The 15,124-nt window shown below is 65.6% G+C and carries 14 protein-coding genes; 5 read left to right on the forward strand and 9 right to left on the reverse strand.

Annotated features, from left to right (window positions below):
- Positions 1–3: 3 nt before the first annotated feature.
- The gene (locus tag IEY28_RS19420) at positions 4–804 is read right to left on the reverse strand and encodes an Sjogren's syndrome/scleroderma autoantigen 1 family protein (protein ID WP_189001758.1); all 801 of its coding nucleotides are present in this window, start codon (positions 802–804) and stop codon (positions 4–6) included.
- 108 nt (positions 805–912) lie between these two features.
- Here IEY28_RS19420 and mdh point away from each other — a divergent pair, with 108 nt between their 5' ends.
- Entirely contained in the window at positions 913–1,827 is a 915-nt protein-coding gene (gene mdh, locus IEY28_RS19425) for a malate dehydrogenase (protein ID WP_189001760.1), read from the forward strand.
- A 240-nt stretch (positions 1,828–2,067) separates the two neighbouring features.
- Here the strand turns inward: mdh and IEY28_RS19430 are convergent, their stop codons facing one another.
- The 3 genes from IEY28_RS19430 to IEY28_RS19440 are packed head-to-tail and all read right to left on the reverse strand — an operon-like array spanning position 2,068 to position 3,804.
- Entirely contained in the window at positions 2,068–2,775 is a 708-nt protein-coding gene (locus tag IEY28_RS19430; RefSeq protein ID WP_189001762.1) for an OapC/ArvC family zinc-ribbon domain-containing protein, read from the reverse strand.
- Positions 2,775–3,158 carry a DUF2073 domain-containing protein gene (locus tag IEY28_RS19435; protein ID WP_166967293.1) on the reverse strand — a complete coding sequence of 128 codons (384 nt, stop codon included), beginning with the start codon at positions 3,156–3,158 and terminating at the stop codon, positions 2,775–2,777. The genes IEY28_RS19430 and IEY28_RS19435 overlap by 1 nt, the downstream gene beginning before the upstream one ends.
- 4 nt (positions 3,159–3,162) lie before the next feature.
- Positions 3,163–3,804 (reverse strand): Era-like GTP-binding protein, encoded by a 642-nt coding sequence (locus IEY28_RS19440; protein WP_166967295.1) that lies wholly within the window; start codon positions 3,802–3,804, stop codon positions 3,163–3,165.
- Positions 3,805–4,906: 1,102 nt separating this feature from the next.
- Here IEY28_RS19440 and IEY28_RS19445 point away from each other — a divergent pair.
- On the forward strand, positions 4,907–6,463 hold the full coding sequence (locus IEY28_RS19445; protein WP_189001764.1) for a Cdc6/Cdc18 family protein: 1,557 nt from the start codon (positions 4,907–4,909) through the stop codon (positions 6,461–6,463).
- Positions 6,464–6,479: 16 nt separating this feature from the next.
- On the opposite strand, the gene IEY28_RS19450 is transcribed toward IEY28_RS19445, so the two are convergent.
- Both IEY28_RS19450 and IEY28_RS19455 read right to left on the reverse strand, forming a co-directional pair.
- The gene (locus IEY28_RS19450; protein ID WP_189001766.1) at positions 6,480–7,166 is read right to left on the reverse strand and encodes a S24/S26 family peptidase; all 687 of its coding nucleotides are present in this window, start codon (positions 7,164–7,166) and stop codon (positions 6,480–6,482) included.
- Between the two features lie 64 nt (positions 7,167–7,230).
- Positions 7,231–7,893 carry a S26 family signal peptidase gene (locus tag IEY28_RS19455; protein ID WP_189001768.1) on the reverse strand — a complete coding sequence of 221 codons (663 nt, stop codon included), beginning with the start codon at positions 7,891–7,893 and terminating at the stop codon, positions 7,231–7,233.
- A gap of 97 nt (positions 7,894–7,990) precedes the next feature.
- Here IEY28_RS19455 and IEY28_RS19460 point away from each other — a divergent pair, with 97 nt between their 5' ends.
- Both IEY28_RS19460 and IEY28_RS19465 read left to right on the forward strand, forming a co-directional pair.
- On the forward strand, positions 7,991–9,559 hold the full coding sequence (locus tag IEY28_RS19460; RefSeq protein WP_189001770.1) for a DNA-directed DNA polymerase II small subunit: 1,569 nt from the start codon (positions 7,991–7,993) through the stop codon (positions 9,557–9,559).
- 357 nt (positions 9,560–9,916) lie between these two features.
- Positions 9,917–10,369: a pyridoxamine 5'-phosphate oxidase family protein gene (locus IEY28_RS19465; protein ID WP_189001772.1), complete on the forward strand. Its 453-nt coding sequence runs from the start codon at positions 9,917–9,919 to the stop codon at positions 10,367–10,369.
- 12 nt (positions 10,370–10,381) lie between these two features.
- Here IEY28_RS19465 and IEY28_RS19470 read toward each other — a convergent pair whose 3' ends face one another.
- Positions 10,382–12,124, reverse strand: a complete 1,743-nt coding sequence (locus tag IEY28_RS19470) for a sensor histidine kinase (RefSeq protein ID WP_189001774.1) — start codon at positions 12,122–12,124, stop codon at positions 10,382–10,384.
- Positions 12,125–12,289: 165 nt separating this feature from the next.
- Between IEY28_RS19470 and IEY28_RS19475 the strand changes: the two genes are divergently transcribed.
- Entirely contained in the window at positions 12,290–13,585 is a 1,296-nt protein-coding gene (locus IEY28_RS19475) for an O-acetylhomoserine aminocarboxypropyltransferase/cysteine synthase family protein (RefSeq protein WP_189001776.1), read from the forward strand.
- Between the two features lie 5 nt (positions 13,586–13,590).
- On the opposite strand, the gene IEY28_RS19480 is transcribed toward IEY28_RS19475, so the two are convergent.
- Together IEY28_RS19480 and IEY28_RS19485 are read right to left on the reverse strand one after the other, a co-directional pair.
- Positions 13,591–14,274: an HAD family hydrolase gene (locus IEY28_RS19480; RefSeq protein ID WP_189001778.1), complete on the reverse strand. Its 684-nt coding sequence runs from the start codon at positions 14,272–14,274 to the stop codon at positions 13,591–13,593.
- An 85-nt stretch (positions 14,275–14,359) separates the two neighbouring features.
- Positions 14,360–15,070, reverse strand: coding sequence for a DUF8071 domain-containing protein (locus IEY28_RS19485; protein WP_189001779.1), 711 nt, complete (start codon positions 15,068–15,070; stop codon positions 14,360–14,362).
- Positions 15,071–15,124 lie beyond the last annotated feature (54 nt).

Below are 15,124 nucleotides of genomic sequence, written 5' to 3' on the forward strand. Positions count from 1 at the left end.
CGGTCAGCGCTTTGCCGCGTCGAGCGCCTCCGCCGCCTCGCGGGCGGCAGCGAGGTGTTCGCGCGCTTCTCTCGGGTCGTCGGCCGCCGCGGCCCGTTCCGCAAATCGCCGAACCGTCTCCGCAAGCAGCGACGCCGCAGCGTCGAGGTCCGCACGTACGTCACCGGTAGCGCGCTCAGTTCGAGTCGAAACGTCCGGGTTCGCCCGTCGCCCCGCCCGCCCGTCGCGTCCCACAGACCGGCGACCGGCGGTGTGTGACTGCCGGTCAGCGGGTCGACGGTCGTCCGTCTCTCGGTTACCCCCCGCTTCGTCTGGAGTCCGTTCGGGGTCTGCCGACGGCACTTCCCGGGGTGGCGCAGTCTGGGCGTCCGTCCCCCGGTCGGGTTCGTTCCGGCCGACGTGGTTCGTCTCCGAGACCGCTTTGGAGTTGGTGTCCTGTTCGTCCGTCCGGGCTTCCTCGGCCTCGCTGTCGTCCGCTTCGTCGGCGCCGAACTGGACGCGGGCCTCGTCGCTCGGGTTCGCCACCTCGATGTGGTCCCCGTCGGCGGACTGACCGGCCTCGTCGTCGGTCCCGTCCGCCGACGCTCCCTGCTCGCGTGTGATGGGCTTCTGGCAGGTGGGACAGAACTCCTGCCCGTCGTAGCGGAAGATGGGGTCGCCACAGTCCGAACAGTGGGCGTTCGTCATCGTCGCACCCTTCAACAGGAGTTCGCTCATCTGTTCGGTGGCCGCACGCTGTTCTTCCTCCTTCTCGAATTTCTCCCGGAGTTTCTCGCGTTCGGCTTCCTTATCGAAGTCGCTCATACACGTATCAACGCCGTGGCGCTGAAAACCGTTTTCGGGTCCGATCAGTGACCCGTGGAGGGGGGTTTCGACACGTTTAACGTTCGCGCCGAAGGCGTTTCGAATGGTATGACAAAGGTAAGCGTAGTCGGTGCGGCCGGAACGGTCGGCGCCGCGGCAGGGTACAACATCGCGCTCCGAGACATCGCCGACGAAGTCGTCTTCGTCGACATCCCGGACAAGGAAGAAGACACCATCGGGCAGGCCGCCGACACCAACCACGGCATCGCATACGATTCGAACACGACGGTCCGACAGGGCGGCTACGAGGACACCGCTGGGTCGGACGTCGTCGTCATCACGGCCGGCATCCCGCGCCAACCGGGCCAGACCCGAATCGACCTCGCGGGCGACAACGCCCCCATCATGGAGGACATCCAGTCCTCGCTCGACGAGCACAACGACGACTACATCTCGCTGACTACCTCCAACCCCGTCGACCTGCTCAACCGCCACCTCTACGAGGCCGGCGACCGCTCGCGCGAACAGGTCATCGGCTTCGGCGGTCGACTGGACTCCGCGCGGTTCCGCTACGTCCTCTCCGAGCGCTTCGACGCCCCGACCCAGAACGTCGAGGCGACCATCCTCGGCGAGCACGGCGACGCACAGGTCCCCGTCTTCTCGAAGGTCCGCGTCGACGGCACCGACCCCGAGTTCGACGGCGACGAGAGAGAAGAGATTCTCGGCGACCTACAGGAGTCGGCCATGGACGTCATCGAGCGCAAGGGCGCGACCGAGTGGGGCCCCGCCCGCGGCGTCGCCCACATGGTCGAGGCCATCGTCCGCGACACCGGCGAGGTCCTGCCCGCTTCGGTCAAACTGCAGGGCGAGTTCGGCCACGAGGACACCGCCTTCGGCGTCCCCGTCCGACTCGGCTCGAACGGCGTCGAGGAAGTCGTCGAGTGGGACTTAGACGACTACGAACAGGACCTGATGGCCGAGGCGGCCGAGAAGCTCTCAGAGCAGTACGCCAAAATCGAGTAACGCCGTCAGGACTTTCGCCGTCTTTCTCTCTGTCTTCGGACGCCGTCTGATTAGTCCGGCCAGTCGCCGTTCTCGGTCCGCTCCCGTGATTCCTCGGCGATGTCTGTCCCGAGGAGCGACGCCCACTCTTCGAGGTGTGACTCCGTCGGCGAACAGTTCCGGTGTGCCATGGTTCGTACGCGATTCATCTACGCGGCGTTATATAACGATTGTGCCGGATCGCACCCGAAAATAAGGGGATTACTCGCGGAACGTCTCGGGGACCTGAATCGAGTACCGGCCGTCCTCCTGTAACGCGACGATGTACTCCTCGCGGTCGTACAGTTCCATCAGGTTCAGTTCGTACTGCCCCGGTTCGAGCACCTTGATGGACTCGAACTGGTCGTTGAGTTCCTCGCGCAGTTCCTTGAGGTCCGGCCGCTCCGTCTCATCGGGTTCCTCCGGCGGGTCCGGGTCGGCGCCGACGGGTTGGAAGTGATGTTCGCTCTCGGAGTCGGTCTGGGGCTCCTGGGGGAGTTCGTCCGGCGTCACCACGTCCGCGCGGGCGCTCGCCTGTGCAGCGTCCTCGGTGTCTGCCGTCTGGGTGTCGACCTCCCGGCGGGTCGCGGCCTCGCTCCGGTCGACGCCGGGCGAGGCGTCGTCGGAACCGCTCGCTCCAGTCGAACTGGCGGCCCCGGCGTCGGCGCCGACGGTCGGGTCGTCGTTCCCGCCGCCGACGATGTCCCGGACCGTCGCTGCCGTCTTGCCGACGGTGCGTGCCACGGTACTGTCGGCACCCGGCGGCTCCGGGGGTTCTGGCGGTTCCGCATCCGGATCCGGCGGCGCCTGACTATCGATGCCGTCGGGCCGGAACTGGAACTTGTTACCGCCACAGTCCGGACAGCCAGACAGCATCTCCTTCGAGCCGTCGTCGAACGCGCGGCCGCAGTTCGTACACTGGTGAGGCATTATTTCCGGGAGACGAGCGCGCTGATGAGAGTTTCGTCTTTGTGGAGTGTCTCGATCTGGTTGGCCGGGCCGATGACGGTCAGTTTCTTCGTCGACTCCTTGCCCATGATGCGGTCCAGGATGCTCTGGTCTGCCGTCTCCGATTTGGGGTAGGTCTCTATCTCGATGCCGTTGAACTCGTCGGGGCTTATCTCGGTCATCGTCACCTCGATGAGACGGGACTCCTCGTCGGGGGAGAGTCCCTCTTCGAGGATGACGATGTTGCCGTCGCGCACCCCGTCTAAGATGATGCGTATCTTCTCCATCGAGGCGAGGCCGTCCATCCGTTCGCCGCTGATGAGGTCTATCTGCACGCCGTCGTCGGGGCCTTTTATCTCTGCCATGGTATCACCCGAAGTACTCCGCTATCTTGTCGTAGACCTCGTCCATGTTGTCGCCCTCCAGCGCGGAGAGCGGGATGGTCTCGTGTTGTGGGTAGGCGTTGCGAATCCGCTGGACCGACGACTCCTCTAGGTCGATCTTGTTCGCGAGAATCAGCACCGGGAGGTCCTGACTCTCGATGATGCCGATGAGCATCGTGTTGACCTGCGTGAACGGGTCGGTCGCCGAATCGAGCACGTAGATGACGCCGTCGACGTCCTCGCGAAGCCAGTGCATCGCTTCCGCGACCCCTTCCGTGGCTTCCCGAGATCGACGCACAGCGTCGTCTTTCTCCATGTCGTGTTCCAGAAATTCGGTGTAGTCGACTTTCGTCGTCACGCCGGGCGTGTCGACGATATCGATTGTCACCTTCTTCCCGTCCCGTTCTATCTCGACGTTCTCCTTCCGGCGCGCGCGGCGCGTCTCGTGTGGCACGTGGCTCTCCGGGCCGACGGCGTCGCCGGTCCAGTCGCGTGCGATACGGTTCGCGAGCGTCGTTTTCCCGGCGTTCGGCGGGCCGTATATCCCGATACGCTTTGGGTCTTCTTCGGAGAACAGCGTCGATGCTGCCCGTGAAATGCTATCTCTGAGGTTTGTTAACAGTCCCATCCTATCCTCCCGCCGCCCGGACTCGCCGGTTTGGCGGCTTCTGCCCGTAGAAGAAAGGCGAATTCACTTAAGGCTACGTCAGACAAGTGTGAGTTTAATTATGTGTTTGGAGAGGCCCGCCACCGTCGAGACGAAACACGGGAGAGCGGCCTGGGAACGGACGAATTGAGCAAATTCACAGGTTCCTTCGGTGTCTCACCCGCGCTTTCGGACGCACGCGAAACGAGGGTCATAGAGCGGTGAACGATAGGAACCGAGATCCCGAGACACACCGACGGACGTTTCGACCGAAGCCGGGGATACCATGACGAAGGGTACGGAGGGGAAACAGAGGGGGAGGTGTGTGCCCCCCACCCCTTCGTTTCAGGTGGAACGGCGAACGGACCCGGGGTGGACGCCGCTGAGACGGCACTCGACAGGCGGAACTGAAGAGTGCGCTACGAGCTAGACTAGCAGATTCATAGAGCAGAGGCGTCGAAACACTAGTCTAGAACAGCTGTAATCCTCTAGTTGTTTTCTTCTCTAGGGTGCGGATTTGGTTTTTCTGTATATGTATTAAGTCTTTCCTAGTCTAGAGAGCAACCCCTCGTTCGTTCACCCCCACCCCTCTCTCGAAGGCCGTTCCACCCGAAACGAAGGGGTGGGGGGGGGGGTCCACCGGAACTGTGGGGTTCTAGTCACTCTCGCGAACTGTAGCGCCGGTATGACTCTCCTACTCGTCCCCGCTCTTCGGTCCTCGTCGCCCCACGGTCAGTCGCCCCTCCCCCCCTAGTTCCCGTGCAGCCACTCCGCTACCCCACTCCTCACCGAGAGTATCTCCGGTATCGAGGGCGTATCCCTCGACTACTTCGGCAGTAGCGCAGCGACGAACTCCCGTAACTCGGTCGTCATCGTCCGTACCGGGGGACTCTTTCCGGTGGATCTGCCGCCACGATTCGACCGAAATATTTAATATCGAATCACCCACGGGTTCATGTGGTTCAACTGGACGCACCCGAGAGCGTCGACACTCGTCAGTGGTGGCACAGACGCAGTCCTCACGTCCGCTCTTCGGGCATCTCCGTTGCTCTCCACTCGAAACAAAGGGGTTGCGCTCTCGACAATGACCGATTCACTCGACGACTCGGACGCCGGGCCCGACACATCGGAGGACCCGGAGTACTCACTCTCGTCCGACGACGACACGACCGACGCCCAGTCCTCACAGACACCGGACCTGGACGACGTCGTTTTCGACAACCTCGATACGGGAAGCACCGGGGACTCCGACGAGGCTTCCCGCGGCCTGTTCGACGACTTGCTCGAAGGCGAACCCATCTTCGAGAACAAGGAGGTACTGCGACCGTCCTACACGCCGCACAAACTCCCGCACCGAGAAGAGCAGATAAACAACATGGCGACCATTCTGGTTACCGCTCTCCGTGGGGACACACCGTCGAACATTCTCATCTACGGGAAAACGGGGACCGGGAAGACGGCCAGCGCGAAGTTCGTCAGCGAGGAATTGGAGACGACCTCACAGAAGTACGAGGTCCCCTGTGAAGTCGAGTACATCAACTGCGAGGTGACCGACACCCAGTACCGCGTCCTCGCACAGCTCGCGAACAAGTTCATCAACAAGAACGCCGACGTCATCGACGACCGCATCGAGACGCTCGAAGACGTGTTGTCTCGCGCACGCGAGGACGCCACCGAACTCGAAGCGACGGAGTTCGAAAGCGTCGACGCGCTCGAAAGCGAAATCGACGCCCTCGAAGCCGACAAAGACGACTTCGAGGAAGTGCCGATGACCGGGTGGCCGACCGACCGGGTGTATTCGTCCTTTTTCGACGCCGTCGACTACCACGAGCGCGTGGTCGTCATCATGCTGGACGAAATCGACAAGCTCGTCGAGAAGTCCGGCGACGACACGCTGTACAACCTCTCGCGGATGAACTCCGAACTGGAGAACTCCCGCGTGTCCATCATGGGCATCTCGAACGACCTGAAGTTCACCGACTTTCTCGACCCCCGCGTCAAGTCCAGCCTCGGCGAAGAGGAGATCGTCTTCCCGCCGTACGACGCCAACCAACTGCGGGACATCCTGCAGGCGCGGGCTGACGTGGCGTTCAAGGGGAGTGCGCTCTCCGACGACGTCATCCCGCTGTGTGCGGCCTTCGCCGCACAGGAACACGGGGACGCCCGCCGCGCACTGGACCTCCTCCGGACCGCCGGGGAACTCGCCGAACGCGACCAGACCGATCAGGTCGAGGAAGACCACGTCCGACAGGCCCAAGAGAAGATCGAACTCGACCGGGTCGTCGAGGTCGTCAGGACGCTCCCGACCCAGTCGAAGATCGTCCTCTTTGCCATCATCCTGTTAGAGAAAAACGGCGTCCGCAACATCAACACCGGCGAGGTGTTCAACATCTACAAGAACCTCTGCGAGGAGATCGACGCCGACGTGTTGACCCAGCGCCGTGTCACGGACCTCATCTCCGAACTGGACATGCTGGGCATCGTCAACGCCGTCGTCGTCTCGAAGGGCCGGTACGGCCGGACGAAGGAGATCTCCCTGTCGGTACCGACCGAAGAGACCGAAGCAGTCCTCCTCTCTGACTCGCGACTCGGCGACATCGACGACGTCCAGCCGTTCGTCCAAGCGCGGTTCGACAACTGAGTGTGCGCCCGCGTGACTACGCGACGGCGACAGTAGTGTTCTCCGCGTCGACCGACGTTTCGGCTGCCGAGACGCGTGCGGCCTGGTTCCAGCCGAGTCGAATCTCGCCGAGCAACGGTACGCGCCACTCGGCCGTGCCGACGACCCAGGCGGGCCTGACCGGGTCGCTGATTGGACTCGACCCCACCTGGTCGTAGCGGGCGTTGTTGTCGCCCTTCGTGATGAAGCCGTCGTGGGGCGCCGGGCAGTTGGTGAGTTGGCGGCAGTTATCCGCGACCCCGACGGCCGCCGAGTCCGCGCGGTCGTACCAGTTCTCCCCCTCCTCGACGTGCAGCATCGCCCGGTGGATGATGGGCGTCGTCTGATTGTTCCCGTCGGGTGCGTAGACGATGACGTCGCCCGGTCGGCTGAATCGGACGTAGTCCTCGCCGCGGTCGGCGGTGACGACGCCGTCCTGTGCGTTCGCCCCGGCGAATCGCTCCTCTTCCATGACAAAGACGAGGTCGCCCTTCTCGATGTGTGGGTCCATGCTCGGGCTCTCGATGGCGACCAGCGGGGGCCAGACGCCGCTGACGGCGAACAGCAACAGGCCGACCAGCAAGACTGCACCGGCGCTCCCGACTATGTCGGTCACGTACACCAGTACACCAGGCCCGTCCTCGTCACCGTCGTCGCTCGCCGACGGACGGTCGTCACCGGACATTCTACCGGGACTACCGGGAGACGCACAATCAACGTTCCGTTGTCCGGGCTATCCCAGCGGGCGATCAACCGGCGAGCCGGGTCCCCGTCTGGAGCCGGACCCATCCGAGACCCGGGATTCGGAGTTCGGCGGTGCCGACGACCCACTCGTCGCGGACGACCGTGCTGGTCCCGGTCACTTGATCGTAGGCGTCGTTGAAATCGCCCTTCGTCACGAACCCGTCGTGCGGGGCGGGGCAGTTCCGGAGGTCGGCACAGCTACCGGCGGTCCCGACGTCGTCGGGGTCGGCGCGGTCGTACCAGTTCTCTCCTTTCTCTACGTAGAACATCGCCCGGTGGATGACCGGCGTCCGCTGTTCGTTGCCGTTGGGTTCGAAGACGATGACGTCGCCGGGTTCGCGGAACATCACGTAGTTCGACTCGGCTCCGGTCTCGGCGGTAACGACACCGTGTCGGGCGTCGGGTCCGGGGAACCGGTCTTCCTCCATGATGAGCACCATGTCTCCGGTGTCGATGTTCGGTGTCATACTGCCACTTTCGATGGCGACCAACGGGGGCCAGACGCCGCTGACGGCGAACAGCAACAGGCCCACCAACACGACGGCGCCGACACTCGTAGCGATGTCGCGAACGTACACCGAGACCGGCACGTCCTCGTCGTCTACGTCGCCGTCCGAACCGACGGCGGCACTGCGGTCGTCGTCCTCTGCCGACACGTCGGGTTCCATCCGTACCTCGGCTTGTCAGCACCACGGTATCAACTTTGTGTCACCACGTCCTCTGCCGGTCCGCTACGTTTTTGCCCGCCGACGCGGAGTAGAGAACGTGCCGCTCTCGACGCCGGCCCGTATCGTCAGCGAACTCGCCAGCCGCGGCTACAATGCCGAACGCGAGGCCGTGACGAAACTGGCCGACGCACCGGACCCGGAACGCGCACTCGACCGCGCAGTCGAAACGATGCCCGACGACGCGCTGAAGCTCACAGCCGGGCACGTCGAAGCCGTGCTCGACCGGGCAGAATCGAGAGCCGACGCGACCGCCGGCAGTCAGCGGGCCGCCGAACAGGAGAACGGGGAGACCGCGACCCGAGACCCCTCTGTTTCGACTGGAACAGACTCCGGGGTGTCGCCCGACGCGGGTGGGGACGTTCCACACGAAACGAAGGGGTCTCGCGACGTCGACCTCTCGAAACGGGCCATCGAGGTCGCAAACGACATGACCGGTAACTCCACCGGGACCGGCGAGTACAGCGACTTCGTGTCGGTGTTCCGTGACCGCTACGAGAAACTCGCGAGCAAACTCCGTGGTCGCGTGAACCACCGACCGACCGACGCCATCGAGAACATGGCCGGTGGTAGCGAGGCCGCACTCATCGGGATGGTCTCGGACATCCGCTCGACGGCCAGCGGCCACTGGCTGGTCGAACTCGAAGACACGAACGGGACCTTCCCCTGTCTCGTGATGAAGGACCGCCCCATCGCCGATTTGGTCCAGCAACTCCTCTTAGACGAGGTCATCGCCGTCGACGGAACGCTCGCCGACGACTCGGGCATCCTCTTCGTCGACTCCCTGCACTTCCCCGACGTGCCACGGACCCACTCGCCGTCGACGGCCGACCGCCACGTGCAGGCGGCGCTCATCTCCGACGTCCACGTCGGCAGTCAGGAGTTCATGGCCGACGCCTGGCATCGCTTTACCGACTGGCTCCATACCGCTGAAGCGGAACACGTCGAGTACCTCCTCATCGCCGGCGACATGGTCGAGGGCGTCGGCATCTACCCCGATCAGGACGAGGAACTGGACATCATCGACATCTACGAGCAGTACGAGCAGTTCTCGGAGTATCTCAAGGAGGTGCCCGGCGACATGGAGATTCGGATGATTCCCGGCAACCACGACGCCGTCCGCCTCGCGGAGCCACAACCGGGCTTCGACGAGGAACTGCGGGACATCATGACCGCCCACGACGCCACCGTCCACTCGAACCCCGCCCTCGTCACGGTGGAGGGCGTCACAGTGCTGATGTATCACGGCGTCTCGCTGGACGAGGTCATCGCCGAACTCCCCGACGAGGAGGCCAGTTACGACGACCCCCACAAGGCGATGTACCAACTGCTGAAAAAGCGCCACGTCGCCCCGCAGTACGGCGGCCACACCCGACTGGCGCCGGAGGACCGCGACTACCTCGTCATCGAAGAGGTGCCCGACGTGTTCCACACCGGCCACGTCCACAAACTCGGCTGGGGGAAGTACCACAACGTCCTCGCGCTGAACTCGGGGTGCTGGCAGGCACAGACCGACTTCCAGAAGTCCGTCAACATCGACCCCGACGCCGGCTTCGCCCCCATTCTGGACCTCGATACGCTGGACATGACGGTGCGGAAGTTCGCCTAACCACCTTCGTCACCCGGGTCACGCGTCCGCAGCAGTCGAAGACTTCCGATGGGCGGTTCGAGAGACGGCGTCGCCGTCTCTCCCGACCATGGGGCGAACACGCTACGAATCGCTGACTCACGGCCTCGCCGTTCGTCTTCGCGGTCGCACGTGACCGCGCTACCCGCGATTCGCGTGAAACCGGTCGCCGAGGGGGGCCGGGATGCTCCGTCGCGGGCCTGCCCTTCCCCGGGTCGCTCGGGCGCGACAGGTGTCGCGCCTCACTCCCGGCCGACCGCCACGCACTATCCAGATACGTACCAGCTAGCCCTCGGTTTCCACTCCAACCTATTTCCCGCAGGCGGTGGACACGCCGCTATGGACATCGTCGAGAACACCCTCGACGCCTCGCTGGGCGAGTTCCTCGTTCGGCCCCTGTTCTGTTTCCTCGCCCAATCCTCGGAGTCGGGCCCCCGGGTCTCGCCCCTGTGGTTCCACTGGGACGGCGAGCAGGTGTGGCTCATCGCCATGGAGGACGGGCGGTCCTATCCCGACCGTCTCCGACAGTTCCCCGAGTCCGCCCTCGCCGTCGTGGACTTCGACCCGAAGTCGGGGCGCGTCGAACACGTCGGGATGCGCGGGACGGCGACGCTCGAACCGTTCGACGCCGACCGCGCCGACCGACTCCTGACGAAGTACCTCGGCCCGGACCGGGGGGCGTGGGACGAGCGGTTCCGCGGACTCGACGGCGACGGCTACGGCCTCGTCCGGTTCGACCCGGCGACGGTCGTCGCCCGCGACCAGTCGTACGCGGGGTCACTGCAACAGTGAGCGTCGGCGGCCTCACTCGCTCCCGACGCCGGTGAACTCGAAACGGGCGCCCTCGGCCTCGCTCGCGGTCACGTCCATGTCCCACCCGTGGGCCGTCGCGATGGCCCGGACGATGCCGAGGCCGAACCCGCCGTCCTCACCCGGCAGCAGGTCCCCCTCGCCGTCGTCCGGGATGCCCGACCCGTCGTCGGCGACGTAGAACCCGTCCGGAAGCGACCCGACGGTGACGGTAACATCCGTCCCGCCGTGTTCGACGCTGTTGCGGTAGAGGTTCTCGAACAGCTGGCGGAGACGGGTCTCGTCGGCCTCGGTGGTCCCCACCTCGGGTGCGATCTCGACCGTCGCCGCCCGCGTCTCGGTCGTCAACCAAGCGGCCCTGGCGACCTGGCTCAGGTCCACCTCGGTCAGCTCCCCGAGCACGCGGCCCTCCCGGGCCAGCGTCAACATGTTCTCGACGAGCGCGTCGATGCGGTCGAGGGCGGTCTGGGCGGCGGTGAGGTCGCTGTCCGTGCCCAGACGGTCCTGAGCCAGTTCGAGCCGGCCGGTGGCGACCGACAGCGGGTTCCGCAGGTCGTGGCTCAGCACGCTGGCGAACTCGGTGAGCCGCTCGTTGCGCCGCTCTAGTTCGGCCTCGTACTCCTTTCGCTCGGTCACCTCGCGGAACGCGGCGACGGTGCCGGCAAACTCCCCGTCGTCGAGCGGGAGCAGGGACAGATGCACGTCGAACAGCCGCGTCTCGCCGTCGGCGTCGGTGACCGGCACCGCGTCCCGGCGGGCCGTCTCCACGTCCGTCTTCGAGGAGAGGAGCCGCCGGACCGACTCGTCGTACCACGGCCCGATGTCCGGTGGAATCGTTCCCTCCTCGACGAGCCGGAGGTACTCCGTGCCCACGATGGCCTCGGCGTCCCGTCCGACGACGTCGGCGAAGGCGTCGTTGACCCACAGAAAGACCCCCTCTTCGTCGAGGACGTGGAGGCCGATAGGTGCCACCTCGATGATGGACTCCCGGAGTTCGAGTTCGGCTTTGCGCTCCTCGCGTTCGGTCACGTCACGGGAGTTGATGACGATGGCCTCCAGTGCGGGGTCGTCGAACCGGTTGCGGCCGATGGACTCTAGGGTCCGGTAGCTCCCGTCGGCGGTCTCGAACCGGTAGGTCGCCCGCCGGGTCTCGTTCGGTTGCTCCTGTAACCTCCCGAAAAAGTCCACGATGCGCCCGCGGTCGTCGGGATGGACCTTCTCGAGTGGGTTTGCGCCCAGCATCTCCTCGGGTTCGTACCCCAGGGTGTCGGCGACGGATTCGCTGACGTAGCTCAGCCGGCCGTCCCGGTCGTAGGTGGCGATGACGTCGGTGGAGTACTCGACGAGCTTCTCGTGGTGGCCCGCCGGTCCGGTCGCGTCGAGGAGGGCGTCGACGGCACTGGCCGCCTCCGCGCTCGCGGTCTCGGGGTCGTCGGCCGGGACGTAGCGGTCGGCACCGGCGGCGACGGCGTCGGCGGCCAGCCCCTCGCTTCCGTCGAGGGCCACGAGGACGAACGGCGTCTCCTCGACCGACGCCAGCAGGTCCTGCCACCCTCCACCGGGTAGGTCCGCGGTGCAGACGACGCAGTCGACCACGTCGCCGTGGGTCGTCAGGGCCGCCTCGACGCTGTCGACGTCGCTGACCGTCACCGACGGGTCCCCGTCGAACGCTGTGACGAGACCCGGCCACGACGGCGGCGAGACCAGAAGGACCGTCGTCTCCCGGGTCCGCGTCATAGCGGACGAACGGCCTACTGACTCATAACTCTTTGATCAGGCAGGGTCGTTCGGCGGGCGAACCGGTTCGTGACGGTCGCCCAAAATCGCCGCTATCTCGGATTCGGGGGCTCTCTCGCCGCGGTAGACGGGAATTAAGGGGGTCGCCCGTGACTACTCCGATGTATGAGTGACGACGACCGCGGATTCGAGACGGACGCGCTCCACGTCGGACAGGAACAACCGGACGCCGAGGCCCGGGCTCGCGCACCGCCCATCTACCAGACCACCTCCTACGTCTTCGAGGACGCCGAGGACGCCGCCGCCCAGTTCGCACTGGAGAAACCGGGACACATCTACTCCCGACTGATGAACCCCACCGTCGGGATGTTACAGGAGCGGCTGGCCGCACTCGAAGGCGGGGTCGGGGCCGTCGCCACCGCCTCGGGGATGGCGTCGCTGAACCTCGCCACCTTCCTACTGGCCGACGTGGGCGACAACGTCGTCACCGCCTCTTCCCTGTACGGCGGGACCTACACTTACTACACCCACACCGCGCCGCGAAACGGCGTCGAGACCCGCTTCGTCGACACGCTGGACTACGACGCCTACGAGGAGGCCATCGACGAGAACACGGCCTACGTCCACTGTGAGACCATCGGCAACCCCGCGCTGGTCACCCCGGACTTCGAGCGACTCGCCGAGATCGCCCACGACAACGGTGTCCCCCTCTTCGTCGACAACACCTTCGCGACGCCGTACCTGTGCAACCCGCTCGAACACGGCGCGGACCTCGTCTGGAACTCCACGACGAAGTGGATTCACGGCCACGGCACCACCGTCGGCGGCGTCCTCGTCGACGGGGGCTCGTTCCCGTGGGACGAGTACGAGGAGAAGTATCCCGAAATCGCCGGCGACAACCCCGCGTACCACGGCGTCAACTTCCGCGAGCGGTTCGGCGACGCCGCCTTCACCTACGCCGCTATCGCCCGCGGGCTGCGCGATTTGGGCTGCCAGCAGTCCCCCTTCGACGCGTGGCAGACCATGCAGGGCCTCGAAACGCTCCCGACCCGGATGGACCGCCACTGCGAGAACGCGATGGCCGTCGCGGAGTTCTTAGACGACCACCCCGAGGTGTCGTGGGTCACCTACCCTGGACTGGAGGACCACGAGACGCACGAGACGGCGACGAAGTACCTCGACGGCGGCTACGGCGGCATGATTACGTTCGGGCTGGCGGAGGGGTACGACGCCGCCCGCACCACCGTCGAGTCCACCGAGATAGCCAGCCTGCTGGCCAACGTCGGCGACGCGAAGACGCTGGTCATCCACCCGGCATCGACCACCCACCAGCAACTCACCGACGACGAGAAGGCCGCCGCCGGCGTCACCGACGACATGGTGCGGCTCTCGGTCGGGACCGAGTCGGTCGACGACATCATTGCCGACCTCGACCAGGCCATCGCGCAGGCGACCGAGTAGCCCGACTACAGCATCTCTTTCTGTTCGAAGAGATCGTACAGTTCGTCCATCGTCGAGACGGTCACGTCACACGACGGCGCGACGGCCGGTTTCGGCTCGAAGCCGACGGCCAGCCCTGCCACCTCCAGCATCGGCAGGTCGTTGGCGCCGTCGCCGACGGCGACCGTCTCCGCGCGGTCCTCGCCGGTGATGGCCGTCGCGACCTCCAGCGCGTCGTCTTTCGTCCCCTCGATGAGCGGGCCCTCGACGGTGCCGGTGAGCACTCGCGGGCGCTGCCCGCTCGTGTCTTCCGAGGCGGTTCCCGCCTCGCTCTTCCCGTCAGCGACGGGGAGGCGGTTGGCGACGATGGCGTCGACCTCGACGCCCGCCTTTGCGAGTGCGGCCTCGACGCCGCGCTCGAATCCGCCAGTGAGGATGACGACGTAGTGGCCCGCTTCTCGAAGTGCTTCGATGACCTCGGCTGCACCGGGCCGCAGTTCCACCTCGTCGAAGGCCGCCTGTGCCTGTTCGTCGGGCAGGTCTTCGAGCAGGGCACAGCGCTGGCGCAGGCTCTCGGCGTACTCGATTTCGTCGTTCATCGCTCGTTCGGTGATCGACGCCATGTCCTCGGCGGTACCGTTCTGATTGCCCAGCAGGACCGTCATCTCGGAGTCCGAAAGCGTCCCGTCGAAGTCGAAGGCGACTAGCATTGGCCGGGGATAGCACAGCGGGGGTTTCAAACTATCCGGTTTGGACCCGGACGGGTGTTTCGCAGGGGTCCGCCGACGCCGCTCGTCAGGCTTGCTCGGTCGGTCGGGACGGGCCGGCGGTGTCGGTGAGAACGACCCCGACGCGGCGGAGTCCGGCACCGAGGAGGAAGCCACAGAGCGCGATGGGGACGCCGAACGCGACGCCGACGTACGCGGCATACGCGACGGCCTCGGGCAGCGAGACGACGGTCGTTCCGCCGCCGTACGTCGGGACGCTGGTGCCGTAGCGCGTCAGCGCCGCGCCGAAGATTGGCGCGATGACCAGTCCGCTCGTCGGGAGGAGCCCGGAGTTCAGCCCCGCGCTGACGGCACCGAGACCGACGAGTACGGCGGCGGCGAGGAAGACGCCGAGTTCGGGGCTCGTCCCGTCCCACGTCCCCGACACCAGTTCGACGAGCGCATCGTAGCCGACGTTCGCGTCGACCCACCACACCGACCCGAGAGCCAGCGGGACCGTGAGCAGGCCTATCAGCAGTGAGATGTCCAACCGACGACCGAGTAGTGCGTCTCGAACCGGGCCAGTGACCGCCCGCCGGAGTGGGCCGGCGAGGACGCGATGACTCTCGCGGAGCCCGGTTCGTGCGCTCGACTGCAGTCGTGCTGTTGCCCCGCGGAGTATCGTCCACGCCAACGACGTCGCTGTGCGGGCCGTCGCCGCGGCCCAGGAGACGGCCGCGATAGCGAGGGCGACGGCGGTTGTAAGGCTACTGCGGAGGGAGGACTGTGGAGGGCGCATCACGTAGATACCGTCTCGGCATCGACATATTAACTTTTCTGACCGTTCTCTCTG

The organism is Haloarcula pellucida, from assembly GCF_014647235.1.
In the GTDB taxonomy this organism is placed as follows: domain Archaea; phylum Halobacteriota; class Halobacteria; order Halobacteriales; family Haloarculaceae; genus Haloarcula; species Haloarcula pellucida.

Bases quoted from the DNA above. Each gene is read 5' to 3' on its own strand.
- IEY28_RS19420 (WP_189001758.1), bottom strand. From the start codon at position 804: ATGAGCGACTTCGATAAGGAAGCCGAACGCGAGAAACTCCGGGAGAAA.
- mdh (WP_189001760.1), top strand. From the start codon at position 913: ATGACAAAGGTAAGCGTAGTCGGTGCGGCCGGAACGGTCGGCGCCGCG.
- IEY28_RS19430 (WP_189001762.1), bottom strand. From the start codon at position 2,775: ATGCCTCACCAGTGTACGAACTGCGGCCGCGCGTTCGACGACGGCTCG.
- IEY28_RS19435 (WP_166967293.1), bottom strand. From the start codon at position 3,158: ATGGCAGAGATAAAAGGCCCCGACGACGGCGTGCAGATAGACCTCATC.
- IEY28_RS19440 (WP_166967295.1), bottom strand. From the start codon at position 3,804: ATGGGACTGTTAACAAACCTCAGAGATAGCATTTCACGGGCAGCATCG.
- IEY28_RS19445 (WP_189001764.1), top strand. From the start codon at position 4,907: ATGACCGATTCACTCGACGACTCGGACGCCGGGCCCGACACATCGGAG.
- IEY28_RS19450 (WP_189001766.1), bottom strand. From the start codon at position 7,166: ATGTCCGGTGACGACCGTCCGTCGGCGAGCGACGACGGTGACGAGGAC.
- IEY28_RS19455 (WP_189001768.1), bottom strand. From the start codon at position 7,893: ATGGAACCCGACGTGTCGGCAGAGGACGACGACCGCAGTGCCGCCGTC.
- IEY28_RS19465 (WP_189001772.1), top strand. From the start codon at position 9,917: ATGGACATCGTCGAGAACACCCTCGACGCCTCGCTGGGCGAGTTCCTC.
- IEY28_RS19470 (WP_189001774.1), bottom strand. From the start codon at position 12,124: ATGACGCGGACCCGGGAGACGACGGTCCTTCTGGTCTCGCCGCCGTCG.
- IEY28_RS19475 (WP_189001776.1), top strand. From the start codon at position 12,290: ATGAGTGACGACGACCGCGGATTCGAGACGGACGCGCTCCACGTCGGA.
- IEY28_RS19480 (WP_189001778.1), bottom strand. From the start codon at position 14,274: ATGCTAGTCGCCTTCGACTTCGACGGGACGCTTTCGGACTCCGAGATG.
- IEY28_RS19485 (WP_189001779.1), bottom strand. From the start codon at position 15,070: ATGCGCCCTCCACAGTCCTCCCTCCGCAGTAGCCTTACAACCGCCGTC.